The 25,496-nt window shown below is 47.6% G+C and carries 19 protein-coding genes; 13 read left to right on the top strand and 6 right to left on the bottom strand.

Going from position 1 to position 25,496, the window contains the following annotated elements; genetic code table 11:
- Positions 1 to 279 precede the first annotated feature (279 nt).
- The 9 genes from BUB19_RS11815 (at position 280) to BUB19_RS11775 (ending at position 13,137) form a co-directional block, all read left to right on the top strand.
- On the top strand, positions 280 to 1,239 hold the full coding sequence (locus tag BUB19_RS11815; RefSeq protein WP_073094760.1) for a calcium/sodium antiporter: 960 nt from the start codon (positions 280 to 282) through the stop codon (positions 1,237 to 1,239).
- A gap of 337 nt (positions 1,240 to 1,576) precedes the next feature.
- The gene (locus BUB19_RS11810) at positions 1,577 to 3,985 is read left to right on the top strand and encodes a PSD1 and planctomycete cytochrome C domain-containing protein (protein WP_073094759.1); all 2,409 of its coding nucleotides are present in this window, start codon (positions 1,577 to 1,579) and stop codon (positions 3,983 to 3,985) included.
- A 6-nt stretch (positions 3,986 to 3,991) separates the two neighbouring features.
- Positions 3,992 to 5,449 carry a DUF1501 domain-containing protein gene (locus BUB19_RS11805; RefSeq protein ID WP_073094901.1) on the top strand — a complete coding sequence of 486 codons (1,458 nt, stop codon included), beginning with the start codon at positions 3,992 to 3,994 and terminating at the stop codon, positions 5,447 to 5,449.
- A 428-nt stretch (positions 5,450 to 5,877) separates the two neighbouring features.
- A complete protein-coding gene (locus tag BUB19_RS11800) occupies positions 5,878 to 6,834 on the top strand; it encodes an aldo/keto reductase (protein WP_073094758.1) in 957 nt (318 codons plus the stop codon).
- Positions 6,835 to 7,013: 179 nt separating this feature from the next.
- Positions 7,014 to 7,976: an aldo/keto reductase gene (locus tag BUB19_RS11795; protein WP_073094757.1), complete on the top strand. Its 963-nt coding sequence runs from the start codon at positions 7,014 to 7,016 to the stop codon at positions 7,974 to 7,976.
- Positions 7,977 to 8,232: 256 nt separating this feature from the next.
- Complete coding sequence (locus tag BUB19_RS11790; RefSeq protein WP_073094756.1) at positions 8,233 to 8,658, top strand: response regulator; 426 nt, start codon at positions 8,233 to 8,235, stop codon at positions 8,656 to 8,658.
- A gap of 128 nt (positions 8,659 to 8,786) precedes the next feature.
- A complete protein-coding gene (locus BUB19_RS11785) occupies positions 8,787 to 10,244 on the top strand; it encodes a sulfatase family protein (protein ID WP_073094755.1) in 1,458 nt (485 codons plus the stop codon).
- A gap of 95 nt (positions 10,245 to 10,339) precedes the next feature.
- Positions 10,340 to 11,758 (top strand): Glu/Leu/Phe/Val family dehydrogenase, encoded by a 1,419-nt coding sequence (locus BUB19_RS11780; RefSeq protein ID WP_073094754.1) that lies wholly within the window; start codon positions 10,340 to 10,342, stop codon positions 11,756 to 11,758.
- Positions 11,759 to 11,835: 77 nt separating this feature from the next.
- Positions 11,836 to 13,137 (top strand): D-arabinono-1,4-lactone oxidase, encoded by a 1,302-nt coding sequence (locus tag BUB19_RS11775; protein WP_084097255.1) that lies wholly within the window; start codon positions 11,836 to 11,838, stop codon positions 13,135 to 13,137.
- Between the two features lie 32 nt (positions 13,138 to 13,169).
- On the opposite strand, the gene BUB19_RS11770 is transcribed toward BUB19_RS11775, so the two are convergent.
- The gene (locus BUB19_RS11770; RefSeq protein ID WP_073094900.1) at positions 13,170 to 14,042 is read right to left on the bottom strand and encodes a 3-keto-disaccharide hydrolase; all 873 of its coding nucleotides are present in this window, start codon (positions 14,040 to 14,042) and stop codon (positions 13,170 to 13,172) included.
- Positions 14,043 to 14,050: 8 nt separating this feature from the next.
- Positions 14,051 to 15,169 carry a hypothetical protein gene (locus BUB19_RS11765; RefSeq protein WP_143156013.1) on the bottom strand — a complete coding sequence of 373 codons (1,119 nt, stop codon included), beginning with the start codon at positions 15,167 to 15,169 and terminating at the stop codon, positions 14,051 to 14,053.
- Positions 15,170 to 15,345: 176 nt separating this feature from the next.
- Between BUB19_RS11765 and BUB19_RS11760 the strand changes: the two genes are divergently transcribed.
- From BUB19_RS11760 to BUB19_RS11745, 4 genes are all read left to right on the top strand, one after another.
- Positions 15,346 to 16,758 carry a Gfo/Idh/MocA family protein gene (locus tag BUB19_RS11760; protein WP_073094751.1) on the top strand — a complete coding sequence of 471 codons (1,413 nt, stop codon included), beginning with the start codon at positions 15,346 to 15,348 and terminating at the stop codon, positions 16,756 to 16,758.
- An 11-nt stretch (positions 16,759 to 16,769) separates the two neighbouring features.
- Positions 16,770 to 17,822: a glycoside hydrolase family protein gene (locus BUB19_RS11755; RefSeq protein WP_245802839.1), complete on the top strand. Its 1,053-nt coding sequence runs from the start codon at positions 16,770 to 16,772 to the stop codon at positions 17,820 to 17,822.
- A 6-nt stretch (positions 17,823 to 17,828) separates the two neighbouring features.
- Positions 17,829 to 19,376 carry a sulfatase family protein gene (locus tag BUB19_RS11750; protein WP_073094750.1) on the top strand — a complete coding sequence of 516 codons (1,548 nt, stop codon included), beginning with the start codon at positions 17,829 to 17,831 and terminating at the stop codon, positions 19,374 to 19,376.
- A gap of 243 nt (positions 19,377 to 19,619) precedes the next feature.
- A complete protein-coding gene (locus BUB19_RS11745; RefSeq protein ID WP_073094749.1) occupies positions 19,620 to 19,853 on the top strand; it encodes a hypothetical protein in 234 nt (77 codons plus the stop codon).
- Between the two features lie 79 nt (positions 19,854 to 19,932).
- On the opposite strand, the gene BUB19_RS11740 is transcribed toward BUB19_RS11745, so the two are convergent.
- The 4 genes from BUB19_RS11740 to BUB19_RS11725 form a co-directional block, all read right to left on the bottom strand.
- Positions 19,933 to 21,129, bottom strand: coding sequence for an FG-GAP repeat domain-containing protein (locus BUB19_RS11740; protein ID WP_073094748.1), 1,197 nt, complete (start codon positions 21,127 to 21,129; stop codon positions 19,933 to 19,935).
- 1 nt (position 21,130) lies between these two features.
- Positions 21,131 to 24,223 (bottom strand): PVC-type heme-binding CxxCH protein, encoded by a 3,093-nt coding sequence (locus tag BUB19_RS11735; RefSeq protein WP_073094747.1) that lies wholly within the window; start codon positions 24,221 to 24,223, stop codon positions 21,131 to 21,133.
- Positions 24,224 to 24,343: 120 nt separating this feature from the next.
- Positions 24,344 to 24,532 (bottom strand): hypothetical protein, encoded by a 189-nt coding sequence (locus BUB19_RS11730; RefSeq protein WP_073094898.1) that lies wholly within the window; start codon positions 24,530 to 24,532, stop codon positions 24,344 to 24,346.
- Positions 24,533 to 24,702: 170 nt separating this feature from the next.
- Positions 24,703 to 25,476 (bottom strand): 3-keto-disaccharide hydrolase, encoded by a 774-nt coding sequence (locus BUB19_RS11725; RefSeq protein WP_073094746.1) that lies wholly within the window; start codon positions 25,474 to 25,476, stop codon positions 24,703 to 24,705.
- Positions 25,477 to 25,496 lie beyond the last annotated feature (20 nt).

The following is a 25,496-nucleotide window of genomic DNA, read 5'->3' as shown; positions in this document are numbered from 1 at the left end:
CCACTCCCTGAGGAATCAGTTTGGTTAAAGCATAGTTACACATCTTTTCACAGATAACCTTTTATTGCTCAAAATATATGTGCTCCAGTCAATTTAAGTATGTTTTTTCTCCAGGACCAGGGACCCTGAGTGCAGAGATATTGTACAGGGAATAGGGTCTTCAAAGTAACTACCTAACTGTACAGGAACCCTGTTTTCAGACTGCAGGACGAAATACATTCCTGCTGTTTTTTTCCAACGAAAAATAATATAATATTGCGCAAATTTCACTAATTACTAATGGTTCTTTCTATTGCTTTGCTCATTTTGGGTTTCGTCTTATTGGTTTACGGGGCGGATAAATTGGTTGAGGCCGCTTCGAGTCTTGCCGTTCGCCTGTCAATACCCAATATAGTGATCGGATTAACAGTCGTAGCATTTGGCACCTCTGCTCCGGAATTGGCGGTCAATGTCATTGCGGCAGTAAATGGTTCAGGAGCCATGGTGATGGCCAATGTACTGGGAAGCAATATCTTCAACACCTTTGTAATACTGGGAGTCTGCTCCATGGTCTATCCGCTTACCGTCAAATCCAACACCACCTGGATCGAAATACCACTTTGTTTGCTGGCAGCCGTATCCGTGGTGGTTATTGCAAGTGATCAATGGTTAGACGGGATGAATTCGGATCTTGTCAGCCGGAGTGAGGGCCTGGTGTTGATCCTGTTTTTCGCTGTTTTTTTGGTGTACAATATCCTGGTCTCCCGAAATCCGGAGGCAGCGGCAGAAGAAGTGCCTGTCGGGCATATGTCGGTCATTGCCGCAGTGATTTGGCTTGTTCTGGGTCTGGCAGGTCTGGTACTTGGAGGGCATTTGATTGTCACTAATGCGGTAAGCATTGCCCAGAGCTTTGGGTTATCGGAACGTGTCATCGGTCTGACTATCGTATCCATTGGTACCTCGCTGCCGGAGTTGGCCACCTCCCTGGCGGCTGTTAAAAAGAAGAAAGTCGATATAGCCATTGGCAACGTGGTTGGTTCTAATATTTTCAATATTTTCTGGATTCTTGGGCTTTCTGCCACCATATACCCGGTTGATGTCCGTCCGGAGACATTTTTTGATATCGCCGCCAATGTCCTGGCAGCGTTACTTTTATTTCTGTTTGTTTTCTCTGGGAAAGGTAGGATGGTAGAAAGGTGGGAGGGTAGCATTTTCGTGATGTTGTACCTTTTTTACCTTGGCTATTTGCTGTTTCTCTGATTGCAGGGGTAGCAGCTCTACATGATTCAAGGAAGCGGATTGTGGCCTCAACCTATCCTGTCACTTATCCGGTGGGCATGTTTGAAAAGGAGACTGAGCATGCCCATACGGGAAGCCAGGCCAGATGCTGCTGGCAAATACCTGGCCGCTTATGGTGCCTTTGTTTTTCCGGAAAATTAAGGTCAGCCAGATCTTTTCTTAGTAATTCGGCTTGATAAAGATGAGCCAGGCACAACAGGAAGCAGTTTTTGATATTATATTTTCCGTAAAAAGAAGTGCTGAACCATCTGTCATTCAGTATTTTTGGAATTAGCGTGTAATTGCCTAATTTAAGACCATGATTGGGAAAGCTAGATCTTCTATTCTTGGTGCCTTTCTGGTATCTCCCTTGGTTTTTTCCCTGTTTATTGCTTTTTCCTGCGAAAACCAAAAGCAACCAACATCGGCTGCCAGCCCCGAAACGGTCAGCTACAACCTGCATATTCGTCCCATTCTTTCGGAAAATTGCTTTGCCTGCCATGGTCCTGATGCCAATAAACGCGAAGCCGGTCTTCGGCTGGATCGGGAAGATGATGCGCTGGCTGCACTCCGGGAGAGCCCGGAAAAAAATGCCATTGTCCCCGGAAAACCCCACGAATCTGAGGCTTTTGTCAGGATCCTGACAGAGGAAAGTACCGAGCGAATGCCTCCTCCTTCTTCCAATCTTGCCCTTTCAGAGCGGCAGATAAACCTCATCGAAAAGTGGATCCGGCAGGGGGCAGTCTACGAGCCCCATTGGGCCTTCCTTCCACCAAAGCAAGGCAATTTGCCCGAGATTGAGTCTTCTGATTGGGTGCAGAATGAGATCGACTTCTTTGTGCTAGCGGCTATGCAGGAAAAAGGATTGCAGCCAAACCCCAGGGCCGGCATGCAGCAGCTTGTACGGAGGATTCATTTCGACCTCACTGGCTTGCCTCCCGCACCCGGGTTGGTAACGAGGGCCGGAAAGTCAGATTTTTCTGTAGAAGACCTGATCGATTCCCTTTTCTCGGTCCCCGCCTATGGAGAAAAAATGGCCATCGCCTGGATGGATGTGGCAAGATATGCAGATTCTCACGGGTACCAGGACGACTATTACCGTACCCAATGGCCCTGGAGGGACTGGGTCATCCATGCCTTTAACCAAAACATGCCCTATGATCAGTTCGTCACCTGGCAACTTGCAGGCGACCTGCTGCCCAACCCTACCAAGGAACAAATTCTGGCTACGGGTTTCAACAGAAATCATAAAATAACAGAAGAATCCGGTGCTATCGATGAGGAGTACCGGGTGATGTATGCCATCGACAGGACCAATACTTTCGGTAAAGCCATGCTGGGGATCACGCTGGAATGCGCTCAATGCCATGACCACAAATATGATCCGATCGCTCAAAAAGAGTATTTCCAACTGTACGCTTTCTTCAACAATGTAGCGGAGAAAGGCATCGAAGAAGCCAGCCCGGGATTTTCCAAAAAGAGCCCTGCCAAACTGCCACTGATGGAAATTACCGATGAAGATACCCGGGAAATCCTTCAGTTCATCAATATGCCGGACAGCAACCGCAGGGTACAAACGTTGCTGGCTAATATGAGCAAGGGGACCAATTACAATTCTCTGCTGGCCGAAGCAGATGTATTGAAAGTCTCTGTGATGGCAGATCTGGATAGTTTGCGGCCCACGTTCATATTGGACAGAGGTGCCTATGATGCCCCCACCGAAGCGGTAAGCCCCGGCACTCCGGCAGCCCTGTTGAAATACCCTGACCATTTGCCGCAAAACCGGCTGGGATTGGCCAGATGGCTATTTGATCCGGAAAATCCTACTACCGCCAGGGTTTTTGTCAACAGGATCTGGCAGGAGATATTTGGACTAGGTCTGGTGGATACACCGGGAGATTTTGGCATGCAGGGCAATCTGCCGGTCAATCAACCCCTTCTGGATTGGCTGGCTGTGGATTTTATGGACAATGGATGGGACATACAATACTTACTAAAAAAAATAATGCTCTCAGCTACCTACCAGCAATCTTCTACCGTAATGCAGGATAAATTTAAAACGGATCCTGACAACAGGTACCTATCCAGATTTTCCAGGCAACGGCTGAAAGCAGAAGAAATAAGGGACCTGGTACTGGCTAGCAGTGGGTTACTCAACCGCGAAATAGGTGGCCCCAGTGTGAAACCTTACCAACCGGAGGGCATGTGGGAGGCCGCTACCTCGGGAAGAGGAAACCTTTCGGCTTACCAGCAGGACACGGGAAAGTATCTGTATCGAAGAGGTCTGTACACCTTTATCAAACGAACCGTACCTCCACCCCAAATGATGCTTTTTGATGCCTCCAACAGGGATGCCTGTGAAGTGGAACGGGTGAAAACCGATACGCCGCTTCAGGCACTTGCCATGATGAACGATACCTACGTGCTCGAAGCTTCCCGTGTACTTGCAGAAAAACTACTCAGCCAACGAAATACTGTAGCGGGAAAAATCCATGAGGCATTTTTCAAAATTGTGGGCAGGCAGCCAGATGAAAAAGAGATGGCAATATTGTCTGACAACTATGCCGGATTTCTACAGATTTACCAGGCTGATGTGAAACGCGCCGCCAGGGTATTGGCGGTCGGAGAATTTCCGGCAGATGAGTCAATTCCGGTAGACGAAAAGGCGGCTTTGATGCAGGTAATTTCCCTGATATACAATTTAGAAGAAACGAACACTAAATCCTGAATGATGATGGAGAAGGAATTGCTGGATCATGGATTGCACATCAACAGGCGTCATTTTTTATCCAAAATGAGCATAGGCCTGGGAAGTGCAGCTTTGGGTTCCCTGCTAATCCCCGACCTGTTCGGAAGACGTACCGGAGAAGGTGCAGCTGAAGCACATCTGGCACTGCCCCATTTTGCGCCAAAGGCCAAGAGGGTGATCTATCTCTTCCAAAATGGGGCACCGTCACAGTTGGAATCCTTTGATTTCAAGCCCAGGCTTCGCGACATGTGGGGGGAAGAACTTCCCGAATCGATCCGGCAGGGCCAAAGGCTTACCGGTATGACGGCCAGCCAGGATTCGTTTCCTATGGTGGGCTCCATTTTTGATTTTCAGCAATATGGTCAGGCGAGAGCCTGGATTAGCGAACTTTTTCCACATACCGCCGGGATTGTAGACGACATTTGTATCATCAGGTCCATGCATACCGAATCGATTAACCACGATCCGGCGCTTACCTTTTTTCAGACGGGTGCGCAGCAGGGAAACCGGCCCAGTATGGGCTCCTGGCTGAGTTATGGGCTGGGAAGTGAAAACAGCAACCTGCCTGCATTTACTGTTTTATTGTCTAAGGGAAATGGTAACGGACAGGGCGTTTATTCCAAGCTCTGGAGCAATGGGTTTTTGCCCGCTACTCATCAAGGTGTTCAGTTGAGTAATGGAGAAGACCCTGTTTTGTTCCTGAGCAACCCGGAAGGAATGCGGAGGGAAGAACGAAGGAAAATGCTAGATGATCTGGCAGCACTTAATGAACATGCCTTCCAGAAAGTGGGCGATCCCGAAATTCAGACCCGGGTGGCACAGTATGAAATGGCTTTCCGCATGCAGACTGCTGTGCCTGAAGCCACTGATCTGTCCCGTGAGCCTGACAGTGTTTTTGAACTGTATGGGGAAGACAGCCGTAAGCCCGGGACGTTTGCGGCCAATTGCCTATTGGCACGAAAGCTATCAGAGAGTGGCGTAAGGTTTGTCCAACTGTACCATCAGGGCTGGGATCAGCACGGTAATCTACCCTTTGAGATGGCTGCTCAGGCCCGGGATGTAGATCAGGCATCTGCCGCCCTGATAAAAGACCTGAAACAACGGGGCATGTTGGATGAAACCCTGGTAATCTGGGGTGGCGAATTTGGCAGGACCAATTACTCACAGGGTAAGCTGACGCAGGATAATTATGGAAGGGATCATCACCCGCGTTGTTTCAGCATCTGGATGGCCGGGGGCGGAGTCAGGCCGGGCATGGTGTACGGAAGTACCGATGATTTGGGCTACAACATTACCTCCAATCCTGTACATGTTCATGATTTTCAGGCCACCGTTTTGCACCAATTGGGCCTCGATCATGAAAAACTGATTTACAGACACCTGGGCAGAAAGTTCCGGCTAACAGATGTCTCCGGCAAGGTCATTCGGGACATCCTTTCCTAAAACAAAACCGCGTTTTGCACTAATTTCATTTTTTCAACATGATCCGATTGAAATCGAATAAATGTAATATTTTTTGGGATTACAGTGAAAATGTCGCACTTTTAAAAATAAGCGAACCCTGTCAGGTACTGATTTTTGGAAAGCCTGAACCAAACCTGAAACCGAGCCTGGCGTGAATAGGAACTGTTCGTGCATGCAGAGCATACCGGGATCATTAGCATTTAGGAGGCGGTCCTGCAGGCCAGGGCAGGCATCCTGACACATAAGAAAACAGGTTGTGGTCGCTTAATAGAAAATGTAAGTAAAAGAAATCGATGCGATTAAAATCATCATTAAACACACCGGGAAATGACTATTTTAATCGTTAAAGATTCTCCCGATTCAGGATCGGGTAAGGCATGTGACCATACAAAGACAATAATAAACAGATGAAAAGTTTGAAACTTGCCAATGGCGATTTGATGCCTGCTCTGGGACTTGGAACCTGGAAATCCCGCCCCAATGAAGTTTTTGATGCCGTATTGCATGCCCTGAAAACCGGATACCGGCACATAGATTGCGCACAGATATACAAAAATGAAAGCGAAATAGGAAAGGCATTGCATAAGGCTCTATCCGAAGGTTGGGTAAAAAGGGAAGAATTATGGATTACCTCGAAGCTATGGAACGATTCCCACTTGAGTGCGGATGTGCGTCCGGCTATGGAACGGACCCTACGTGACCTGCAACTGGACTATGTAGATTTGTACCTGGTACACTGGCCGGTTGCCATCAAAAAAGGCGTTGATTTCCCGTCAGGTTCGGGGGATTTCCTCAGCTATGAGCAGGCCCCACTTCCGGAAACCTGGAAAGCCATGGAAGCGCTATGGGATCAGAAGCTCGCCCGCCATATCGGCGTCTCCAATTTTCACACCAAAAAGCTTCAGGAAATCCAAAAGAATGCCAGAATCCAACCCGAAGTAAACCAGGTGGAATTGCATCCGTATCTGCCTCAGGAGAGGTTGAAGACATTTTGCGACCAGAATGGTATTCTATTGACGGGGTACGGACCGTTGGGAGCGGCTTACCGGGTTGCGAATAGTGAGGTGGATCATCCCCTTCTGCTGGAGGATACGGACTTGAAGAAAATCGCCCGAAAACATGGGGCTACCGTGGCGCAGGTAGTTTTAGCCTGGGCCCTGGAACGCGGTACCTCGGTGGTTCCGAAATCAGTCAACCCGCTCCGGATAGAAGAAAATTTTGCTGCATTGAAGGTAAAGCTGGATGCGGCAGATATGCAGGTGATCAAAGCACTAAAGGGTCCCTTTCGCTATACGCCGGGACCGGCCTGGGTGGAAAATGGCAGTCCCTATGCCTACAGCGATCTTTGGGAAGAGTTTATCTGATATTTAGAGCCTGGGGGTGTCGAAATATGCAAACACGAAATTTATCCTGCCTGTCGGATCGGCGGGCATTTTAACGAATAGTAACAAAAAAATATTGAAAAAATTGAGCCTGCCGCTGGCAGCTATCCCTGGAAAGCGCAGGGATAGGTTGCGCTCGTAAAAACTACAAAGAGAGACCTATGAAAACAATCACTTTTGAAAATGGAGATAAAATGCCCATGCTTGGTTTGGGGACCTGGAAATCAGCTCCCGGAGAGGTTTATCAGGCAGTACTTTGGGCGCTGGAGGCAGGATACCGGCATATAGATTGTGCTGCTGTGTACAAAAATGAAAAGGAAGTAGGGGATGCGCTGCAAAAAGCTTTTCAGGACGGCCTTGTCAAAAGGGAGGAGGTTTTCGTTACTTCCAAATTGTGGAACAATGCCCATGAGGAAGACCAGGTTCAGGTAGGATTCAAGCAAACCCTCGCAGACCTCCAACTGGATTACCTGGATCTGTACCTGATCCATTGGCCCGTGTCGCTAAAAAGTCATGTAATGTTTCCCGAGAAGGGAGCAGATTTTCTAACCTACAAAGATGTACCCCTTTCGGTAACCTGGAAAGGAATGGAGAACTTGAAAAAGGAGGGAAAAGTGAGGCATATTGGTGTGTCCAATTTCAATAGCAGTAAAATCCGGGAAATTATGGATTCCTGTCAGATAAAACCGGAAATGAATCAAATTGAGTTGCATCCGTACCTGCCACAGGAAAAGCTGCTGGCTTTTTGTAAGGAACACCAAATCAATGTTACTGCTTATTCTCCCCTTGGTTCTGCAGACCGGCCCAGTGCACGTAAAAAAGACAGTGACCCTGTACTGATGCAGGAAGAAGCCGTTCGTAAAATTGCGGAAAGGCACGGAAAAACAGAAGCGCAGATTCTGATCGCATGGTCTTTACATAGGGATGTAGCGGTCATTCCCAAGTCGGTAAACAAAGAACGGATTGAACAAAACCTGGAAGCCGCAGACGTTCGCCTGGAAGATTCAGATGTCAGAGCGATATCTGGGCTGAGTACCAGTCACCGGTATATTGATGGTACATTTTTTACAGAAGTGCCGGGAAGTCCCTATGAGCAGGCAGATCTTTGGGAAACAGACTCATGATAGGTAGCTGGTTCAAATGGTATTGTTATTTTCCAGGAAATGGCAATTTTAATCTCGAAACAAGATAAATAATGGTTAAATCTTGTTTAATTATCCTATTGATTATTGGTGTATTTTAACTTATTAATTGGTAAAGAGAAATAAATAAGCGTTATTTGTATTCACCTAAGGCATGGTATTCTGCCTTAAATTCAGGGCGGAACAATTGTAATGGCCCTGTTTGTTAACCTGTATTAAACCTGAGCTACATTCCCGCATGAAACCGATTCATATCTTGTTGGTAGAGGACAACGAAGGAGATATTTTTTTAACAACTGAAGCCCTGGAGGAAAGCAATATTGTCAACCAGATTAGTGTGGCAAAAGACGGGCAGGAAGCATTGGATTTCATATTTAAAACCAAAGGATTTGAGGATAAAACCACGCCGGATTTGGTTTTACTTGATGTTAACCTGCCCAGAAAAAGCGGGCATGAAGTATTGAGAGAGTTGAAAACTCACCAGACTTTTCGAAAAATTCCGGTAATCATGTTAACCACCTCTTCCTCCAGAAGAGACATTGACCTTTCCTATGAATATCATGCGAATTGTTTCATTACCAAACCGGTAGAAGTGACCGATTTTCTCGATGCCATAGCATCCATAGAGCAATTTTGGCTCCGGATCGCAAGTCTGCCCAACTGATTGACGGCCAAATTTACAGGTAATCAGAAAGAGAGCTGGACTCCAATAAGCCGGAATTTCTTTTGTTTATTTCATTTCGATTGTTGAATTTTAGAAGAGTAAACTAAAAATAACCTCTTTTGAAATTGATGACAACAGGACTCTCTACGCTTAAACTTTATTTCTTTTTGTTCACCTTCATTTTCCTTGGCTGTGAGGTAGATTCCGGTAAGAAAGGAAACGGTCCGTCCAAACCGAATATCGTCATCATCTTTACCGATGATCAGGGATACGCAGATGTTGGCGTATTTGGCGCTCAGGGTTACCAGACTCCGAACCTGGATAAAATGGCCGCAGAGGGAACCCGTTACACCAATTTTCACGTGGCCAATGCAGTATGCTCCGCCTCAAGGGCATCTCTTTTAACAGGCTGCTATTCCAATCGGCTGGGTATCTTTGGCGCTTTATCGCATCAAAGTCAGCATGGTCTGAATCCAGACGAAAAAACCATAGCAGAAATATTAAAGCCGGAGGGTTATGCTACAGCAATAGTAGGGAAATGGCACCTGGGGCATTTGGCACCATTTTTACCTACGAAGCAGGGCTTTGATGAGTTTTTTGGCCTTCCCTATTCCAATGATATGTGGCCTTATCATCCTGAGCGACCCGATTTTTACCCCCCACTGCCCCTTTATGAAAACGAATCTGTGATCGACACACTGGAAGATCAAAGTCTACTGACCACCTGGTATACGGAGCGGGCCGTGGATTTCATAAATCGAAAAAAGGATGAACCCTTCTTTTTGTATCTGGCACACAGTATGCCGCATGTACCGCTTTTCGTTTCAGATAAGTTTAAGGATAAATCCGAAAACGGATTATATGGCGATGTTATCATGGAGATTGACTGGTCAGTCGGTCAGGTGATAGATGCGCTGAAATCAGCCGGAATTGAAGACAATACCCTCGTAATTTTCACTTCCGACAATGGACCCTGGCTTTCCTATGGCGCCCATGCGGGTAGTCCGGGTGAATTGAGAGAGGGCAAGGGTACCTCCTGGGAAGGAGGAGTCCGGGTACCTGCGATCATGAAGTGGCCCGGTAAAATACCTGCGGGCGAAGTCCAGGATGAGGCAGCCATGACCATAGACCTGTTGCCTACCATCGCCCATATCACCGGAGCTTCCCTCCCGGAAAGGGAAATCGATGGCAAGAATGTCTGGCCTGTACTCAGTCTGGAGGAGGGGGCTGTATCTCCCCAGGAGGCATATTATGTGTACTACAATCAAAATGAATTGCAGGCTGTGATCAGCGGGGACTGGAAACTGGTATTTCCACACCGGTACCGTTCTTTACCGGCCGATTTTGTAAAGCCTTCAGATGGTGTGCCGGGTAAATATGAGATGGTGGAACTGGAAGAAAAAGCGCTCTACAACCTAAGAGATGACAAGATGGAGCAGGTCAATCTGATCGATGAAAGGCCAGATGTCCTGGAGAAATTGGAGCAACTGGCAGCAAAGGCAAGAGAAGATATGGGTGATGCGCTGACCGGAGTGGAGGGTAAAAACAACCGTCATCCCGGAAGACTTTCGGTACAGGATATTTAATCACCCAATAAATTCATATATTGGAAACTTAGGCACAGTACTTGGACAATGAGATCTTATTGAAATTAACGAAAACCTAAATCTAAAATCATAGTATGGGAGAACAGAAAGCGTACAGTTTTTTTGATGATGTTTGTAAGGTGGTGGATCATGCAGCCAGCCATATGGATATACATCCGGGACTTTTGGATCAGATCAAGCAATGCAATAGCATATACAAGTTTAACTTTCCTTTGAGAAATGGTGACGGCACCTATCAGGTGATCGAAGGGTATCGGGTGCAGCATTCTACACACAAGCTACCGGTAAAGGGAGGTATCCGATACAGCAGCTTTGTAAACGAAGACGAGGTAAAGGGCCTCGCTGCCCTGATGACATACAAATGTGCCCTTGTCAATATTCCCTACGGCGGAGCAAAAGGAGGCGTGACCATCGATCCTACCAAATATACGGTAGATCAATTGGAGAAAATTACACGCAGGTATACTTCGGAGTTGATCAAGAAAAAATTTATCGGACCGGCCATCGACGTTCCGGCTCCAGACTATGGTACTGGTAGCCGGGAAATGGCCTGGATCGTAGATACGTTCGAAGCCTTTAATCCGGAAGTGATCAACGCCAAGGGCTGCGTTACCGGCAAGCCACTTTCCCAGCACGGTATAGACGGACGCACGGAAGCTACAGGAATGGGCGTTTTTATTGGTATTCGAGAAGCTGTAAGTGTTAAAGAAGACATGGATGCTTTGGGCTTAACTGTGGGCCTGTCGGGCAAGAAGATAATCGTACAGGGTCTGGGGAATGTAGGGTATTACTCGGCCAAATTTCTGCAGGAAGCTGGCGCCAAGATTATTGGAATAGCAGAGTACAATGGAGGAATATGGAATGAGCAGGGGATAGATATAGAAGATATCAAAGCCTACCAAATCCAAAATAAAGGCTTCGAGGGCTACAAGAAAGGGGAGTTTATCGCAGACAGCAAAACATTACTGACCTATCCTTGCGATATTCTGATACCTGCAGCTCTGGAAAACCAGGTTACATCCGAAAATGCAAATGAAATCCAGGCCAGGATTATCGGAGAAGCAGCAAATGGTCCGGTCACCCAGGACGCCAATAACATACTTTTGGAAAAAGGAGTCATGATTATTCCGGACATGTACCTGAATGCCGGAGGGGTGACGGTTTCCTATTTTGAATGGCTGAAGAACCTGTCCAGGGTTTCCTTTGGCAAGCTGGAGAAGCGATATGACATGAAGAAATACGAAGCCCTGCTCGAAAATATTGAAAAGGCCACCGGCGATTCTTTCAGTGATGAACAGAAAGATTTGATCGTCAGAGGTGCAAGTGAAAGAGATCTGGTCAATTCCGGGCTGGAAGAGACCATGGTTACTGCCTACCACCATATGAATGGGGTGAAAAAAGAGAAGGGGATCAAAGATCTTAGAACCGCCGGCTTTATTGTAGCCCTGGAAAGGATAGCCATTTCATATATGGATCTGGGCATCTTTCCTTAAAAATATGTCGATAAGTGAAAAAAAGGCAGTTTTTAAAAAATTCTTCCCTACTGTTGGGAGCCAATCTTGTGTTGCCTATGGTTGGATGTGAATCCGGATCTCAGAAAGAAGGGGGTTCATTGCGTTCCAACTGGGCGGGTAATTTTACCTACAGCACAGGTATTCTGGATAAACCCGATGGGGAATCCGCACTGCGTTCGTATGTTAGCAATCAGCGTAAAATCAAGGTTCTTGGCACCCGACATTCTTTCAATGCCATTGCCGACAGCAAGAGCAGGCACCTTTCTCTGGCAGATATGGATTCCGGCATCCAACTTTCCACGGATGGCAGCACAGTCATAGTCAATGGTGCCTTGCAATATGGTGTTTTGGCCAGAAGGCTTCAGGAGGAAGGTCTGGCCTTGCACAACCTGGCCTCACTTCCGCATATCTCCATTGCCGGGGCGTGTGCTACTGGTACGCATGGATCAGGTGATCAAAACGGTAATTTGTCTACGGCCGTAAAGCAAATGGAGATGGTCAAAGCCAATGGGGAAAGCCAGGTTTTCAGCGAAGACATTGACCCGGAAGCATTACAGGCATCAGTGGTACACCTGGGAGCACTAGGGGTCGTGACTCGGATGCATTTGCGCGTCGGGCCTACCTTTGACATCCGGCAATATGTGTATGAAAATCTTCCCCTTTCCACACTCCGACTCCATTTTGATTCGGTATTCTCGTCTGGTTATAGCGTGAGCCTCTTCACAGATTGGCAGAACGACAGGGTAAATCAATGGTGGATCAAAAAGAAGGTCGTTGATCAGGAGGAGTCCATGCCGGAGAACCTTCTCGGCGCATCCCTGGCTCCTGATCACCTGCACCCTATTAAGGAAATCTCAGCGATCAATTGCACCGAACAAATGGGGCTTCCGGGCGCCTGGCACGAGCGACTTCCTCATTTTAAAATGGACTTCACCCCCAGCAGCGGAGAGGAGCTTCAGTCCGAGTATTTTGTTCCCAGAAGCCAGGCGGTGGCTGCCATCAATGAAATGTATTCGATGGGAGAGCAGATCTACCCCTACCTGCTGATATCTGAAATCCGTTCCATAAAGCAAGATGCATTGTGGCTGAGCCCCGCTTATGGCAGGGATAGCATTGCCATTCATTTTACCTGGAAACCAGACTGGAAAAATGTAAGCGAGTTGTTGCCCAGGATAGAGGCAAAATTAAAACCCTTTCAGGTCCGGCCCCATTGGGGCAAGCTGTTTACCCTTGACCGGGCATACCTGCATGGCCAATATGAAAGGATGAATGACTTTCTGCAACTGAGAAGAGACATGGATTCCTCCGGAAAATTTGTAAATGACTTCCTTCAGAAAAATCTTTTGGGAGAATCCTAGAAAATAAGGGGCTGTTCGTAAACCCCTTACTTTTATTCTTCATTTTTCAGCAGGTTCAGTACCTCTTCCAGTTTGGCCGGGTCATTCTGATAGGGAGAAAGGTCAAAGATATCTACCCTTCTGAAATCTATCGGGTGGCTTTCGCTTTGCAGGGAAATAAAACCGGCTGAGATCAATTGCCCGTCTTTTTTTATTTCTGGATTGTGGTTGCTGACATTTCCTCCGCCCATTTGGGGTTGGTAGTAGGTAAGCACCGTATCACCCTCCAGTATATGGTGAATCACAGAATCACCCAATACCAGAAAATCAGCAGTTACCCATTGCTCCCCATGATAGGTTTTGGAGCTGGAGTTGACGCAGTGAGGGGTGAAGAGCTCGCCATCCATCACCACGTTGGTCCCCGGCGTACAGAGATTGCTGGTGGTTCTTGGATTTTCTCCGTCACCACCCAATAGCTGCCCTTCAATCGAAATGGGGAAATCCTGGTCTTTGGTCATAGTTTCAGGATCCTGACCGTGCAACATGACCCCGGAGTTTCTCAACGCCCACCCTTCTCCTTCGGGGGCCTGCTCTCCTACAAACCGGTACTCCACTCTGTAAAGATAGTACGAAAAGGATTCATCGTAGAAAATATGCCCATATTGCCGGTCAAAGGCATCATAGCCATCATATCTAACCTTAAGCAATCCGTCCTCTACCCGGAAAGTATTGGCATAATTCTCATCCAGCTCATGTTTGGCAATTTTTATTCGCCAGTTTTCCATGTCTTTGCCATTGAAGAGGCTCCTCCATCCATCTTTTATGTTGATTTCTTCTTCCTGTTGCTCACTGGCTGGCGAGCAAGCAATTAACAAGCTGCACAGCAACAACAGCAGAGCGGTAGGCGAATGTATTGTTTTATTCATAATGCGCGTCATGATTTAGGGATAGGTTGAATCTGAAATTTAAGTATTTTTACCGTATTGGTGCTATTATTCGTAAATACAGGATTGATGATGCCATAAAAAGGAAGATCCGGCCCTTCAAAATTAAGGACAAACAGCAATTCGATAGGTAACTCCACCGATCCCGTCCAGCCATTTTTTTCGTCGTGTATTTTTAATTGCTGCCCCGGCGGACTGGTATTGGGCTGGTTGGGTAGGTTTTCGAGGCCTTCAAAGTAAGTCACGGCAAATCCATTGTCGAGTGCAAAGAGCCCTGTAATTTCTCCTTCAGCCAATACCGAGCCATCGTTACCAAGGGGGATTTCCTGCCCTTCCACCTGTACAAATTTTTTGGCTTCCAGGGCAACAGAGGCCTGCAGGGCACCTTGCCCGGACAGATCATACAGATGAACCAGGGGTTCTTTATTGAAAGCAAAATACAATTGGTCTCCCGAGACACTGATCAGAGCCGTAGGAGGTTCGAAATGCAGGTTTTTCTGGTACTGGCTCTCCGGAGAGAGTTTGAGGAACGGACTGCTTTTTCCCGTCGAGAGGTCTAGCTTTTCAAGCAGGTGATTGTCCCTGTAGTATCCCATTTGGTAGGGGCTCTTGCTGTCCCTGCCAGGATAAAAGAGGAGCAGCTGGTCCCGCCATTTTTGCAGGGTACTTACATTTCTCTTCAGTTCTATGCTGCCATTGGGAAAAGGCATAATAATTTTCTCCTTAAGCTGCAGTTGCTGATCCAGGAGGCCTATTTCACCATTTATGGATTGTGCCAGTATTTCTCCCTCATCTGTGAATTCCAGGGCATTGACATAAAACAAGCCATTTTCTCCCTGCGCCGGAATCCTGTTTCGTGCCAATACACTGCCAGCACTGTCAAAAGTCAAATATTCCCCTGATCTGTAATTATAAATGACACCCCTGCCGTCTCTAAAATCTCCGGCATGAATTTCTCCCTGAAAACCGATGGATAGCGTGTCTAATATCAGAAGTTGATAGCCAGGCTCCTGGTCGCCGGTACCCGATCCGCAGGAATAGCTGATAATCCCTGAAATAAGAATTGAAAAGAATGTGTACCGACTAAACATCCCGAAATTTAAGTTCATTTTATGCCCTATTCAAACATTTAATGTAAAGTAATGCATTATTTTTTGCGGTAAATCTCGGTAATTCCTCTAAATTCATGATTGTAATATCATTAGGCCAGAAACACATCTGACCAACTTTAACCGGTCTTTGCCGGGATCAATAAGACAATTCGAAATAACCATCAAATAGAAAAATGAACAATAAGCGAAGAGAATTCCTGAAATACAGCGCATTAGGTGCTGCGGGCATCACCCTGATTCCCTCCTTTGTAATGGGGAAACCTCTAGGTCATATAGCCCCGAGTGACAAGGTCAATCTGGCCTGCTGCGGTATCGGCCACAGGGGGGGTAGTATCACCAAATCCCTTCATGAAACCGGCCTGGCAAACATCGTGGCACTATGCGATACCGACATGGGGGCTCCCCATACAGAGGAGGTCATGAAAATGTTTCCTGATGTACCAAGATTTAAGGATTTCAGGGAAATGTTTGACAAGATGGGGAAGGATATCGAAGCAGTAAGCGTCGGTACACCTGATTTTTCTCACTTTCCCATTACCATGCTGGCCATGTCACTCGGGAAGCATGTTTATGTAGAAAAGCCCATGGCCAGAACTTTTCAAGAGGTGCAATTGATGATGGATGGGGCTAAAAAATACAAGGTGGCCACCCAAATGGGAAATCAGGGACATTCGGAAGCCAATTATTTTCAATTTAAAGCCTGGAAAGATGCAGGAATAATCAAGGATGTCACCAAAATGACGGCTCACATGAATGGGCGCAGAAGGTGGCACGGCTGGGATACCAATATCATTTCCTTTCCCGAAAAGCAACCCATACCAGATACCCTGGATTGGGACACCTGGCACACCACGGCACATGAGCATCCTTACAATGAGGATCTGGTGAATGGGCAATGGAGGTGTTGGTACGACTTTGGAATGGGTGCTCTGGGTGATTGGGGAGCGCATATTATGGATACTGCCCATGAATTTCTGGATCTGGGGCTTCCCGAAGAAATCATTCCTACCCGTCTGGACGGACACAATACCTTTTTCTTCCCGATGGAAACTACCCTTGATTTTAAATTCCCGCAACGGAAAGACATGCCAGCCATGACCATAACCTGGTATGACGGACAGAAAAATATTCCACCGGTGCCGGAGGGGTATGGGGTTTCCGAACTGGATCCGAATATTCCACCTCCAAGTGATGGCCAACTGCAGCCGGCGAAGCTCAACCCTGGAAAAATCATCTATGGAAAAGACCTTACGTTCAAAGGGGGATCGCACGGCAGCACCCTGTCGATAATACCTGAGGATGCAGCAAGAGACATGGCATCGAGACTGCCAGAGGTGATGGAAAGCCCCTCCAATCATTTCGCGAATTTCCTCAAAGCCTGCAAAGGAGAGGAAAAATGCAGGTCATCCTTTGACATTGCCGGGCCCTTGAGTCAGGTGTTTACCTTGGGAGTCCTTTCTCAGCGACTCAAAGCCCATTTAAAATTTGACAGGGAATCGAAGCAGATTACCAATCACGCATTGGCCAATCAATTGCTGGCAGGCGTGCCGCCGAGAAAAGGCTGGGAGGAGTATTACAAGCTTTAGAAGGCTTGTTGATGAATCGTATTCAGAAATTACTATTGTTTACGTTATGCTGCTGGGGATGGGTTTGCTGCAAGCCTTCCCCTCAGCTTCCTGCCGATGTGTCGGCAGAACGCATGCAGGAGATGTATGAACGGATCAAAACCCCATTTAAGTACGGTGTGGTGTTTCAGCACAGCGATACTTCAAAACTGGTGGACAGCCCTACTATTTTCCGGTACGAAGGTGATTGGTACATGACCTACATCGTCTTTGATGGGAAGGGGTACGAAACCTGGCTGGCCAAAAGCAGCAATCTGCTGGATTGGGAAGAGCAGGGCAGGCTGCTTTCATTTACCCCGGGTACCTGGGATGCGAATCAAAAAGCAGGATACCTGGCGCTTGTCGATATCCATTGGGGAGCCGGAAACGAGGTGGCGAGGCATGAAGGCAATTACTGGATGTCCTATCTGGGTGGAGCTACGGAAGGTTATGAAGCCGGTACGCTCGGTGTTGGCATGGCAAAATCGCAAAGTCTGGTATTGGCAGAAGAATGGGAGCGGATCGCTACTCCGGTCCTGCTTCCCGGGGATTCTTCCGCGCGGTGGTTTGAAACGGACAAAATCTACAAGTCCCACATCATCCGCGATGAAGATGAACTGACCGGGTACCCTTTTGTCATGTACTACAATGCCAAAGGTGATACCGCAACCTATGAAAGTATTGGGATGGCAGGGTCAAGAGATATGGTAAATTGGACAAGGATAGGGGATGAGCCCGTCATTACCCGTGGAGAAGGAATTTGCGGAGATGCACAGATTGTGAAAATTGACGATTTGTACGTCATGTTTTATTTTGGTGCTTTCTGGAAACCCGGGGCTTTCGAGCGGTTTGCCTGCTCTTACGATCTGCTTCACTGGACGGATTGGGAAGGGGAGGACCTGGTGTCGCCCTCGGAGCCATATGATTCGATGTACGCCCATAAGCCCTGGGTAATCCATTGGGAGGGAGTTACTTATCATTTTTACAATGCAGTGGGAGACCAGGGTCGGGTGATTGCGCTCGCCACTTCGGTTCCTTTAAATTGAATAGCCATGAAATACTACTTGCCCGCATTTCTGTTTGTTTTCCTGATGGTTTGCTTTCCAGATCCAGCCCAGGCACAGCACATTGACAGTAAGACAAATCCCCCAAATATTGTCATCATCTTTGCCGATGATATGGGTTATGGAGACGTCAGGGCGCTGAATCCGCTATCCAGAATTGAAACCCCGGCCCTGGATCGGATGGTCGCTGAGGGCATTTCCTTTACCAATGCCCATGCCAGTGCCTCTGTGTGTACACCTTCAAGGTTTGGCTTGTTAACGGGAGAATACGCTTTCCGGACACCCGAAGCGGCACGGGGAATCGGAGGATTTACCCCTCCTGTCTGGGGTACAAACCGTATTTCAATGGCCACCATGCTTCAAAATGCCGGGTATCGCACCGGTATCGCAGGCAAATGGCACCTGGGGCTGGATTGGCTAACCAGGGATGGCAAACCTGCCGTATTGGACGCTGAAAGTGGTCATTCCAATGTGGATTACAGCCAGCCGGTACAGGTGGGACCAAACGACTTTGGTTTCGACTATTCCTTCATCCACCCGGCATCCCTGGATATTCCCCCCTATGTTTTTCTGGAAAATCACCGGATACTGGATCCGGAAGTGATCCTGACTACGGACGTGTATCCCCGGCGCAGGGAAGACACCGAATTTTCCTGGGATAAAAAGCACAGCAACGATCAGGCCGTATATTGGGACAAAGGCGTTTGGTGGCGGCAGGGAGAGATGAGCCCTTCGTTTCGGGTAGAAGATTGCCTGGATGAAATTACTGCGCAAGGTTTGGCCTTTATTGAACGCCAGTCGGCGGAGACCCCGTTTTTTCTGTATATGCCGCTGACCGGCCCGCATACCCCCTGGCTTCCCTCGGAGGAGCACAAAGGCAAATCGGGAGCAGGTGTGTACGGAGATTTTGTCATGGATATCGATCAGGTGGTAGCCAAAGTGAAGGAGCAGCTCCGGCGACAGGGATTGCTGGAAAACACCCTGTTGATTTTTTCCAGTGACAATGGGGCCTATTGGCCGGAAGAAGAGATTTTATTGTACGGCCACGATTCGAACAGGGGAGTGCGTGGGCAGAAAGGAGATGTCTGGGATGGAGGCCACCGGGTTCCGCTGTTGATATCCTGGCCGAAAGGCATAAAGGAAAAAGCAACTTACCCGGGCTTGGTCAGTCTCACCGATCTTTTTGCCACTTTTGCCGATCTTTTGGATCAAGAAATACCCGAAGGGGCAGCCGTGGACAGCTACAGTTTTTTACGGGTATTGCAGGGAGATACCGGTTTCGTTTCGCGTACCGAAATGGTACATCATTCCTCTTCCGGCATGTATGCGATCCGAACGCCTGAATGGAAATTTATTGATGGACTGGGATCGGGAGGATTTACCTACCCCGGCAGACTGGAACCTGAAAAGGGTGGGCGCGGGGGGCAGTTGTACCGGATAGGGGAGGACCCCATGGAAAAGGACAACCTGTATGCTGATTATCCACGTGTGGTAGAACAGCTTAAAGCACAGCTGGAGGAAATCAAAAACCCGTAGGTTGTATCGGCTTTTAAAATCAGGAGATAAAGCCACGTTAATCAAAATGGAAAACTCTTGAATGAATTAATGGAAAATCCTACAGAAGGTACTGGACAAATTACCCATTATTTCCGCATTTTTATACTTTGTCAGCAGACCCTAAAATAAGAATCAGAGAGAAAAATATGATCCGTTAGAAAAAGAAAGTAAAACTGGAAAGGACAAAAAACGTTATATTTGACTAATTAAGGAAACTTCATTATGGGCAAAACTATCGAAAAAGAGTTGTTAAGCCACTTACTTCAACTGGAGCAACCCCAGCAGGAGAAAGTACTACAATTTATCAAACAGCTTCTGGCAGAGGAAAAGGAAGATTTTGCGGATAAGCTTTCTGACGAACAAATTTCCTCCATAAAAAGAGGCCTACAGCAGGTAAAAGAAGGGCAAACCGTTTCACATGAGGAAGTTAGGAAAAGGTACCAGAAATGGCTTTAAGAATTGAATGGTCAAAACAAGCGCAAAAGTCTTTAGATAATCTTTATGATTTTTTAGAAACTAACTGGACAGGTTTCATTTACTCCCTGATTTGTTCAAATACAAACACCCCTTTTTTATTGGCCACTACAATATCGATCAGCCCATTGCCATTAAAGTCTTCCGTAATCACATGTACACCTACGCCGGAATCCTTATCAATCACATGTTGGGTCCACTGAGGTTCCGGCCCCGGCCTAAACTCGTACCAGGATAAATAGGGTGTGTCGTATTCGCCGGGATCGTTGCCCATATGGGCAAAATAGCGTTTGCCGGTTACCAGATCCGGATGCCCGTCGCCATTGATATCCACCAGTTCCAGCCCATGGGTTTGCGTAAAGGATTCGTCAATCAGGTGGGTTTCCCATTGTCCCGATTTTTTCTGTTCGTGCCACCAGATACCCAATTTATGGGCGGAGGAGGAAACCACATCCGGAAGGCCGTCTTCGTTAAAATCATGCACGAACATTTGTGCTGCCGGTTCCCCCAGATTAGCAGCATGAAATTCCCAGAGGCCTTTGGTTGGATCTTCCGGTGCTTCCCACCAACCCCCGGTGATGAGCAGGTCCTTTCTCCCATCCCCATTGATATCCCCCATCCCCAGGCCGTGGGAAAATTGGGCCGTTCCCGGACTTTTCTTTTCACTGATCGGGTATTTTTTCCATGCCAGATCATCCGGGCGGGAAGGTGCCCTGAACCAGACCATTTCTCCCGTCTCCGGAATGCTGCCTACAATGTCCTTGATGCCGTCTTTGTCCACATCGAAAAAGCCTGCAGATTCATTGCCAAGCGACTCGTAAATCAGGTGGACCTCCCAGTGACCGGGTTTGTTTTTTGGATTTTCAAACCATTGTACCTCTTTACCGGGAAAGCCAATGCGGACAAAATCAACCCATCCGTCCTGATTGACATCCATGCCATAACTGATAAAGGCATTACTGTAACCCTTGTCGTAGTGAAATTCCTGGGGCTCCTCCAATTCATGTGCGGTCCAGTCAGGTGCTTCAAACCAGAAGGCTCCCGCCATTACGTCCATCAAACCATCCTGATTGACATCTCCTATGGCGGCTCCTTCCGCCAGGAAGGTACTGCTGAGGGTATGCTTCCGAAAGGAAATTTCTGATGCAGGAACTCCGGATGCATCTTGCCTGGCCATACTGGGGTGGAGCAAAATCGTTCCTAGAAGGATGGTCAGTGAGGCTGAAATTCTGCTGGAGGGGGAGGCTGGAATAAACATCTTATCTAAGGCTAAGTAGGTAATTCATTAAATCATTGAACTGTTCCTGATTCAATGTGGTACTGAAGTAATCGGGCATCAGGGTAATGGTGGAGGCGGTTTGTTCGGCAATATCGTTTTTGGAAACCGAAAATTCCTGTCCGCTCTGGTCTGCCATCACGATTACCTGCCCCTCCTCACGTCGGAACAGCCCGGATCGGGTTTGCCCATTTTTGAGCTTTAAGGTATAGGTACGGAAGTTTTCAGAGATGTTTCGATTCGGATCCAAAACCTTGGTGGCCAGGGCGGAGAGTCCCCAATTCCCAATACCGTCCAGTTGGGGGCCGATCATGGCTCCACCTTCTTCTATCCGGTGACACATGCTGCAATGCTGCTCATACAATGTGCGTCCGGAGAGTACTTGTCCATTGCCTTGCTCAAAGTTTTCTACCCGCTCTGCAATCAATTGCTGCCTTTCTTCGCTGATGGGTAATAAGTTTTCTGTCAGCAGTTCGAAAGCTTCCAGTTGTGCCTCCGAGGCATTTACCAGGAAGTTTTCTTCTACGTTTCTTTGTTTTAAAATTCTGGCAGGAGCTTTTCCTGCTCTTATGATGGCTATCAATTCACTTTTCCCTTCCCTGTTGTTGGCAAGTAAGGCAGCTATGGTTTCCTGTAATTCCTGAGGGGCATTGTCCATTCCCTCAGCCAGCAATTCCCTGGTTTTTTTGCTTTGATCGATATTCAGAGCCGTTGCTATCTTTTGGCGAAAACCCAAGTTGTTGTCAATATTGATTAGTTTGTTTTGCAGAAAGCTGGCCTGGCTGTTGGGATCGGTTTCCATCAAGGCTCTGGCGGCAGCAATGCGGACATTCTCGTCCAGATAGTTTTTATCGACCAGCGATTGAAGGTAAGGAATGTGGGATTTTATTCGTAGTTGTCTGGAAATTTCAGTGGCAAAATTCAATTGATCAATTTCTGATTCAGACCAGTTGTTGGATTTGTCCGTTAAATCGTGGAGTATATTATCGCTTAAGGTTAGATTCCAGTTTTTGACGGGTTCGGGCCAATTTATCCCCTGGAGGGTTAGTCCCTGGTTCAGGGCTTTTGCTTTCTGGTAGTCGAATATACCCTCACTATCTATTCTCTGGGCAAGCTGAACCACCATTTCCATTCTTGATGCCGGAAGATTACCTGCTATGGCTGTGAGGTAGGGCAGAACCCGCTTTTCAGGAGGTTTTTGGTCGTGCAGATAGCGCAACAAATACTCCCCCGCAACAGCTGATTGCACATCGGAGAAAATGAGTGCCAGCGTATCTGACTCCTGGTCTGTCCAGGTCTCACCGGCCATGAAAGGGATGATTTCTGCCTGCTGGGCATGTCGGAAGAGGGCATGTTTCAATGCGTATCGCAGGTGGCTGTCCTCCGCGCTGCTTTCCAGCAAAGTGGTCATCAGCGGACGGATCAGCGAGGGGTCATGGTGTACGATCAGATTTTCGGCTGCCACCCTTCTGATATGTGCCTGATCATCTTCCAATCCCTTTTGGGTCCATTCAAAATGTTGGGGATCGAACTCCCGGCGGTCGCCGAGAATTCGGTGAGCATGAATCCTTACCAATAGATCCGGATGTTGCAGTGCTTTGTCCAGGTGCTCTCTCTCCAGTTCCCCCAGACGGTGAAGCGCCCATATTCCCTGAACCAATTGTCTTGAAGGTGTTTTTCTATGGTTGACAAATTTCTGAATGGCAGGCAGGGCTTCTTTTCCATACCTGTCCACCAGCTCATCCGTAGCCACCATTCTGGTGTGTAGTACCCTGTCTTTCAAGGCCTCGATTAGTCTTGCCATGCTTGCCTGAGACCAGTCAATGACTTCTTTTTCCTGTCCTTTATAGGTGATTTTCCAAATTCTCCCACTGTTTCGGTCCCTTTCGGGATGATCCAGGGGGACTTCATAATGGCCAATGATGCTGTTGTAAAAATCGGCTACATACATGGCACCGTCAGGGCCGATTTTGATATCCACGGGACGGAACCAGGGGTCTTTGCTGACCAGAAAATCTGCCTGCCGTGTGGCTTTCGGAGTGGAGCCGTTAAAACTTATGGTACTTCTGCTGATCCTGCAGGTGACCACATCACCAGAGTAAAAGCTGTGTTGATAGGCTTCCGGAAACTGATTGTCTGTGTAATAAACCAGTCCTGACAAGGCGGTGGAATTGAGTCCATAATCCATCATGGTGGGGGCAAAACCCAGGTTTGGTTCCTTTTTGCCCCATTGGGTATAATTTCCATCCCGGATCAACTGATAGATGGGTAGGGTATGACAGTCTGCAGAGTAATGATAACCCAATTCGTCCAGGTCTGACCCGAAGGGATTGATCCTTCCATCTGTGGTTTTCTCTACACGGCTTCCGTCTGGTTTAAACCGGAAGGTGTTGCCGGAGACCATCCGTACCGAATCTCCATCACTTCCCGCCACAGTGGATATATTACTGAACCCATGAGAAGCATGTATCCATCCGTCCAGTCCCCTGAAAAGGTTATTGACCATGCCATGGGTGTCTTTGGTTTCAAACGGACCCAGCAGCACTTCTCTGTGATCAGCTTTATCATCCCCGTCTGTATCGTAAAATCTGTATACATTCGGAATACTGAAGGCCACAGCACCACCTTTTATAGGTAAAAGCCCTATGGGTATATTCAGGTCATTGGCAAAATGCGTGATGTTATCTGCTTTCCCGTCTCCGTCACTGTCTTCCAATATGCTGATCCGGTCAGTTCCTTCACCCTCCCCGGCTTTGATAGGATATTCGGAGGACTGGCTTACCCACAATCTTCCCCGTTCGTCAAAAGCCATGTTAATGGGTTTACTGATGTCTGGTTCAGAAGCGAAAAGACTTATCTCAAATCCCGGTGGCAGGATAAAATCTGCCATTTCATCCTCAGGACTTTGAAACTCCGTGCTCCTGACATGTTCGGCATAAATGGGGTCTGGGCTTTCTTCTACGTAAGTTGAAATCCGCTCTCCGGGCAATTCCACCGTAGAGGTTGTTGGCTTTGGTGGCTGGCAGGCATAGGTAGCGAGAAGCAAGCCAATTACAGGTATTTTTTGGGTTTTCATTGGATAATGCTGAGCAAAGTATAATTGATACTCAACATAAGGTTTATTGCCCAAACTTGCAACTACCCTCGGGCTCCTTTATACGAAAGGTTAAAAATAATCGGCTTACGACATTCCTTGTTAACCCCTGTCTTTGGTCGTCTTCAGCAAGCCAAGGCCCGAACTGAAAAAAACGAAGCCCAAAACAAAGAGTACCAGGATCGTTTTCCAGTCAGCGTCTTCCGGCGCCAAAAAAAGATAGGACCCGTAAATGAGTGCTCCCAAACCCAGGATGGTCAAAAAGGGTCCGAATATACGTTTAAAGTTCATAATGAGTTTTATTCCTTGAAGCTCAAAAATACTGCCAGGATCGGCCTTTAGCCAAATACCAGCAATTTTTTCGGGTAAGCTGTCCTCTTCTCCGGGACATAGCAGATTGGCCGGGAAAATTACCTGCAAGAGAACATCATTACCATCATCAAACTGCCTGGCTTCGCCGGTCAGAAGTCCGTATCCGGCGCTTCCAGTTCCAATCTTTGGATCCAGATGTTCCGGAAAAGCACATCGTGTCCTTCTGCCTGCAGTTTAATGCCGCCGGGGCGATTGGTGATGCCTTTTCCGCCATCTCTCCCCCCGTCCAGACCAGAATTGGGTCCTCCCCAGACCTGCTGTATCGCTACATTTTCGTGGATTTTTTGTCCGTTGAAATAGATGGTCGTCATGGCTTTCTCAGTAAGGTTTCCGTTTTCGTCAAACCGGGCCGCACGAAATTGTATGTCATAGGCGTTCCATTTACCAATGCCCTTGTAAACGTGGTAGGGGGCCGCTTTTTCATTGATCACCGCAGCCATACCATGATCGGTGCTGTCCCCATCCAGAATTTGAATTTCATATCTGTTTTGCAGGTAGACACCGCTATTTCCCCCTTCCTCTTTGATCAGAAATTCTACATGAAGTCTGAAATCTGTAAATTTCTGTTTGGTGACAATATCAGCAGCGCCATATTTGCCCCCTGCGCCGGCAGGGTCATTGGAGCTTACTGCCGTGCCTTTATCTACCGGGTCGGCCACGATTTCCCATTTTATCGGTAAAGTCGCTGCGAGCCTTGGACCTTCCCAGTAGGTCCAGTTTTTATGCAGGGAGCGCTTCTTTCCGTTAAAGAGCTGTTCTGCCCCCTTCGGTGCCGCCGCACCCACACCTATTTGGGCCCAAATGGGGAATTGGACAAGTACCGCCGATACCAGCAGGAGTATGAATTTATTAGTTCTAGACATGTTGTTTTTCTTAGTGTAGG

Source organism: Cyclobacterium lianum (assembly GCF_900143075.1).
Lineage (GTDB): Bacteria > Bacteroidota > Bacteroidia > Cytophagales > Cyclobacteriaceae > Cyclobacterium > Cyclobacterium lianum.
This window is presented reverse-complemented; position numbering and strand designations above follow the sequence as displayed.

Excerpts from the sequence above, each read along its gene's own strand:
- BUB19_RS11760 (WP_073094751.1), top strand. The coding sequence starts at position 15,346 with ATGAACAATAAGCGAAGAGAATTCCTGAAATACAGCGCATTAGGTGCT.
- BUB19_RS11815 (WP_073094760.1), top strand. The coding sequence starts at position 280 with ATGGTTCTTTCTATTGCTTTGCTCATTTTGGGTTTCGTCTTATTGGTT.
- BUB19_RS11730 (WP_073094898.1), bottom strand. The coding sequence starts at position 24,532 with ATGAACTTTAAACGTATATTCGGACCCTTTTTGACCATCCTGGGTTTG.
- BUB19_RS11745 (WP_073094749.1), top strand. The coding sequence starts at position 19,620 with ATGGGCAAAACTATCGAAAAAGAGTTGTTAAGCCACTTACTTCAACTG.
- BUB19_RS11810 (WP_073094759.1), top strand. The coding sequence starts at position 1,577 with ATGATTGGGAAAGCTAGATCTTCTATTCTTGGTGCCTTTCTGGTATCT.
- BUB19_RS11780 (WP_073094754.1), top strand. The coding sequence starts at position 10,340 with ATGGGAGAACAGAAAGCGTACAGTTTTTTTGATGATGTTTGTAAGGTG.
- BUB19_RS11790 (WP_073094756.1), top strand. The coding sequence starts at position 8,233 with ATGAAACCGATTCATATCTTGTTGGTAGAGGACAACGAAGGAGATATT.
- BUB19_RS11740 (WP_073094748.1), bottom strand. The coding sequence starts at position 21,129 with ATGTTTATTCCAGCCTCCCCCTCCAGCAGAATTTCAGCCTCACTGACC.
- BUB19_RS11770 (WP_073094900.1), bottom strand. The coding sequence starts at position 14,042 with ATGAATAAAACAATACATTCGCCTACCGCTCTGCTGTTGTTGCTGTGC.
- BUB19_RS11775 (WP_084097255.1), top strand. The coding sequence starts at position 11,836 with ATGGTTGGATGTGAATCCGGATCTCAGAAAGAAGGGGGTTCATTGCGT.
- BUB19_RS11785 (WP_073094755.1), top strand. The coding sequence starts at position 8,787 with ATGACAACAGGACTCTCTACGCTTAAACTTTATTTCTTTTTGTTCACC.
- BUB19_RS11755 (WP_245802839.1), top strand. The coding sequence starts at position 16,770 with ATGAATCGTATTCAGAAATTACTATTGTTTACGTTATGCTGCTGGGGA.
- BUB19_RS11800 (WP_073094758.1), top strand. The coding sequence starts at position 5,878 with ATGAAAAGTTTGAAACTTGCCAATGGCGATTTGATGCCTGCTCTGGGA.
- BUB19_RS11795 (WP_073094757.1), top strand. The coding sequence starts at position 7,014 with ATGAAAACAATCACTTTTGAAAATGGAGATAAAATGCCCATGCTTGGT.
- BUB19_RS11750 (WP_073094750.1), top strand. The coding sequence starts at position 17,829 with ATGAAATACTACTTGCCCGCATTTCTGTTTGTTTTCCTGATGGTTTGC.
- BUB19_RS11735 (WP_073094747.1), bottom strand. The coding sequence starts at position 24,223 with ATGAAAACCCAAAAAATACCTGTAATTGGCTTGCTTCTCGCTACCTAT.
- BUB19_RS11765 (WP_143156013.1), bottom strand. The coding sequence starts at position 15,169 with ATGAACTTAAATTTCGGGATGTTTAGTCGGTACACATTCTTTTCAATT.
- BUB19_RS11725 (WP_073094746.1), bottom strand. The coding sequence starts at position 25,476 with ATGTCTAGAACTAATAAATTCATACTCCTGCTGGTATCGGCGGTACTT.
- BUB19_RS11805 (WP_073094901.1), top strand. The coding sequence starts at position 3,992 with ATGGAGAAGGAATTGCTGGATCATGGATTGCACATCAACAGGCGTCAT.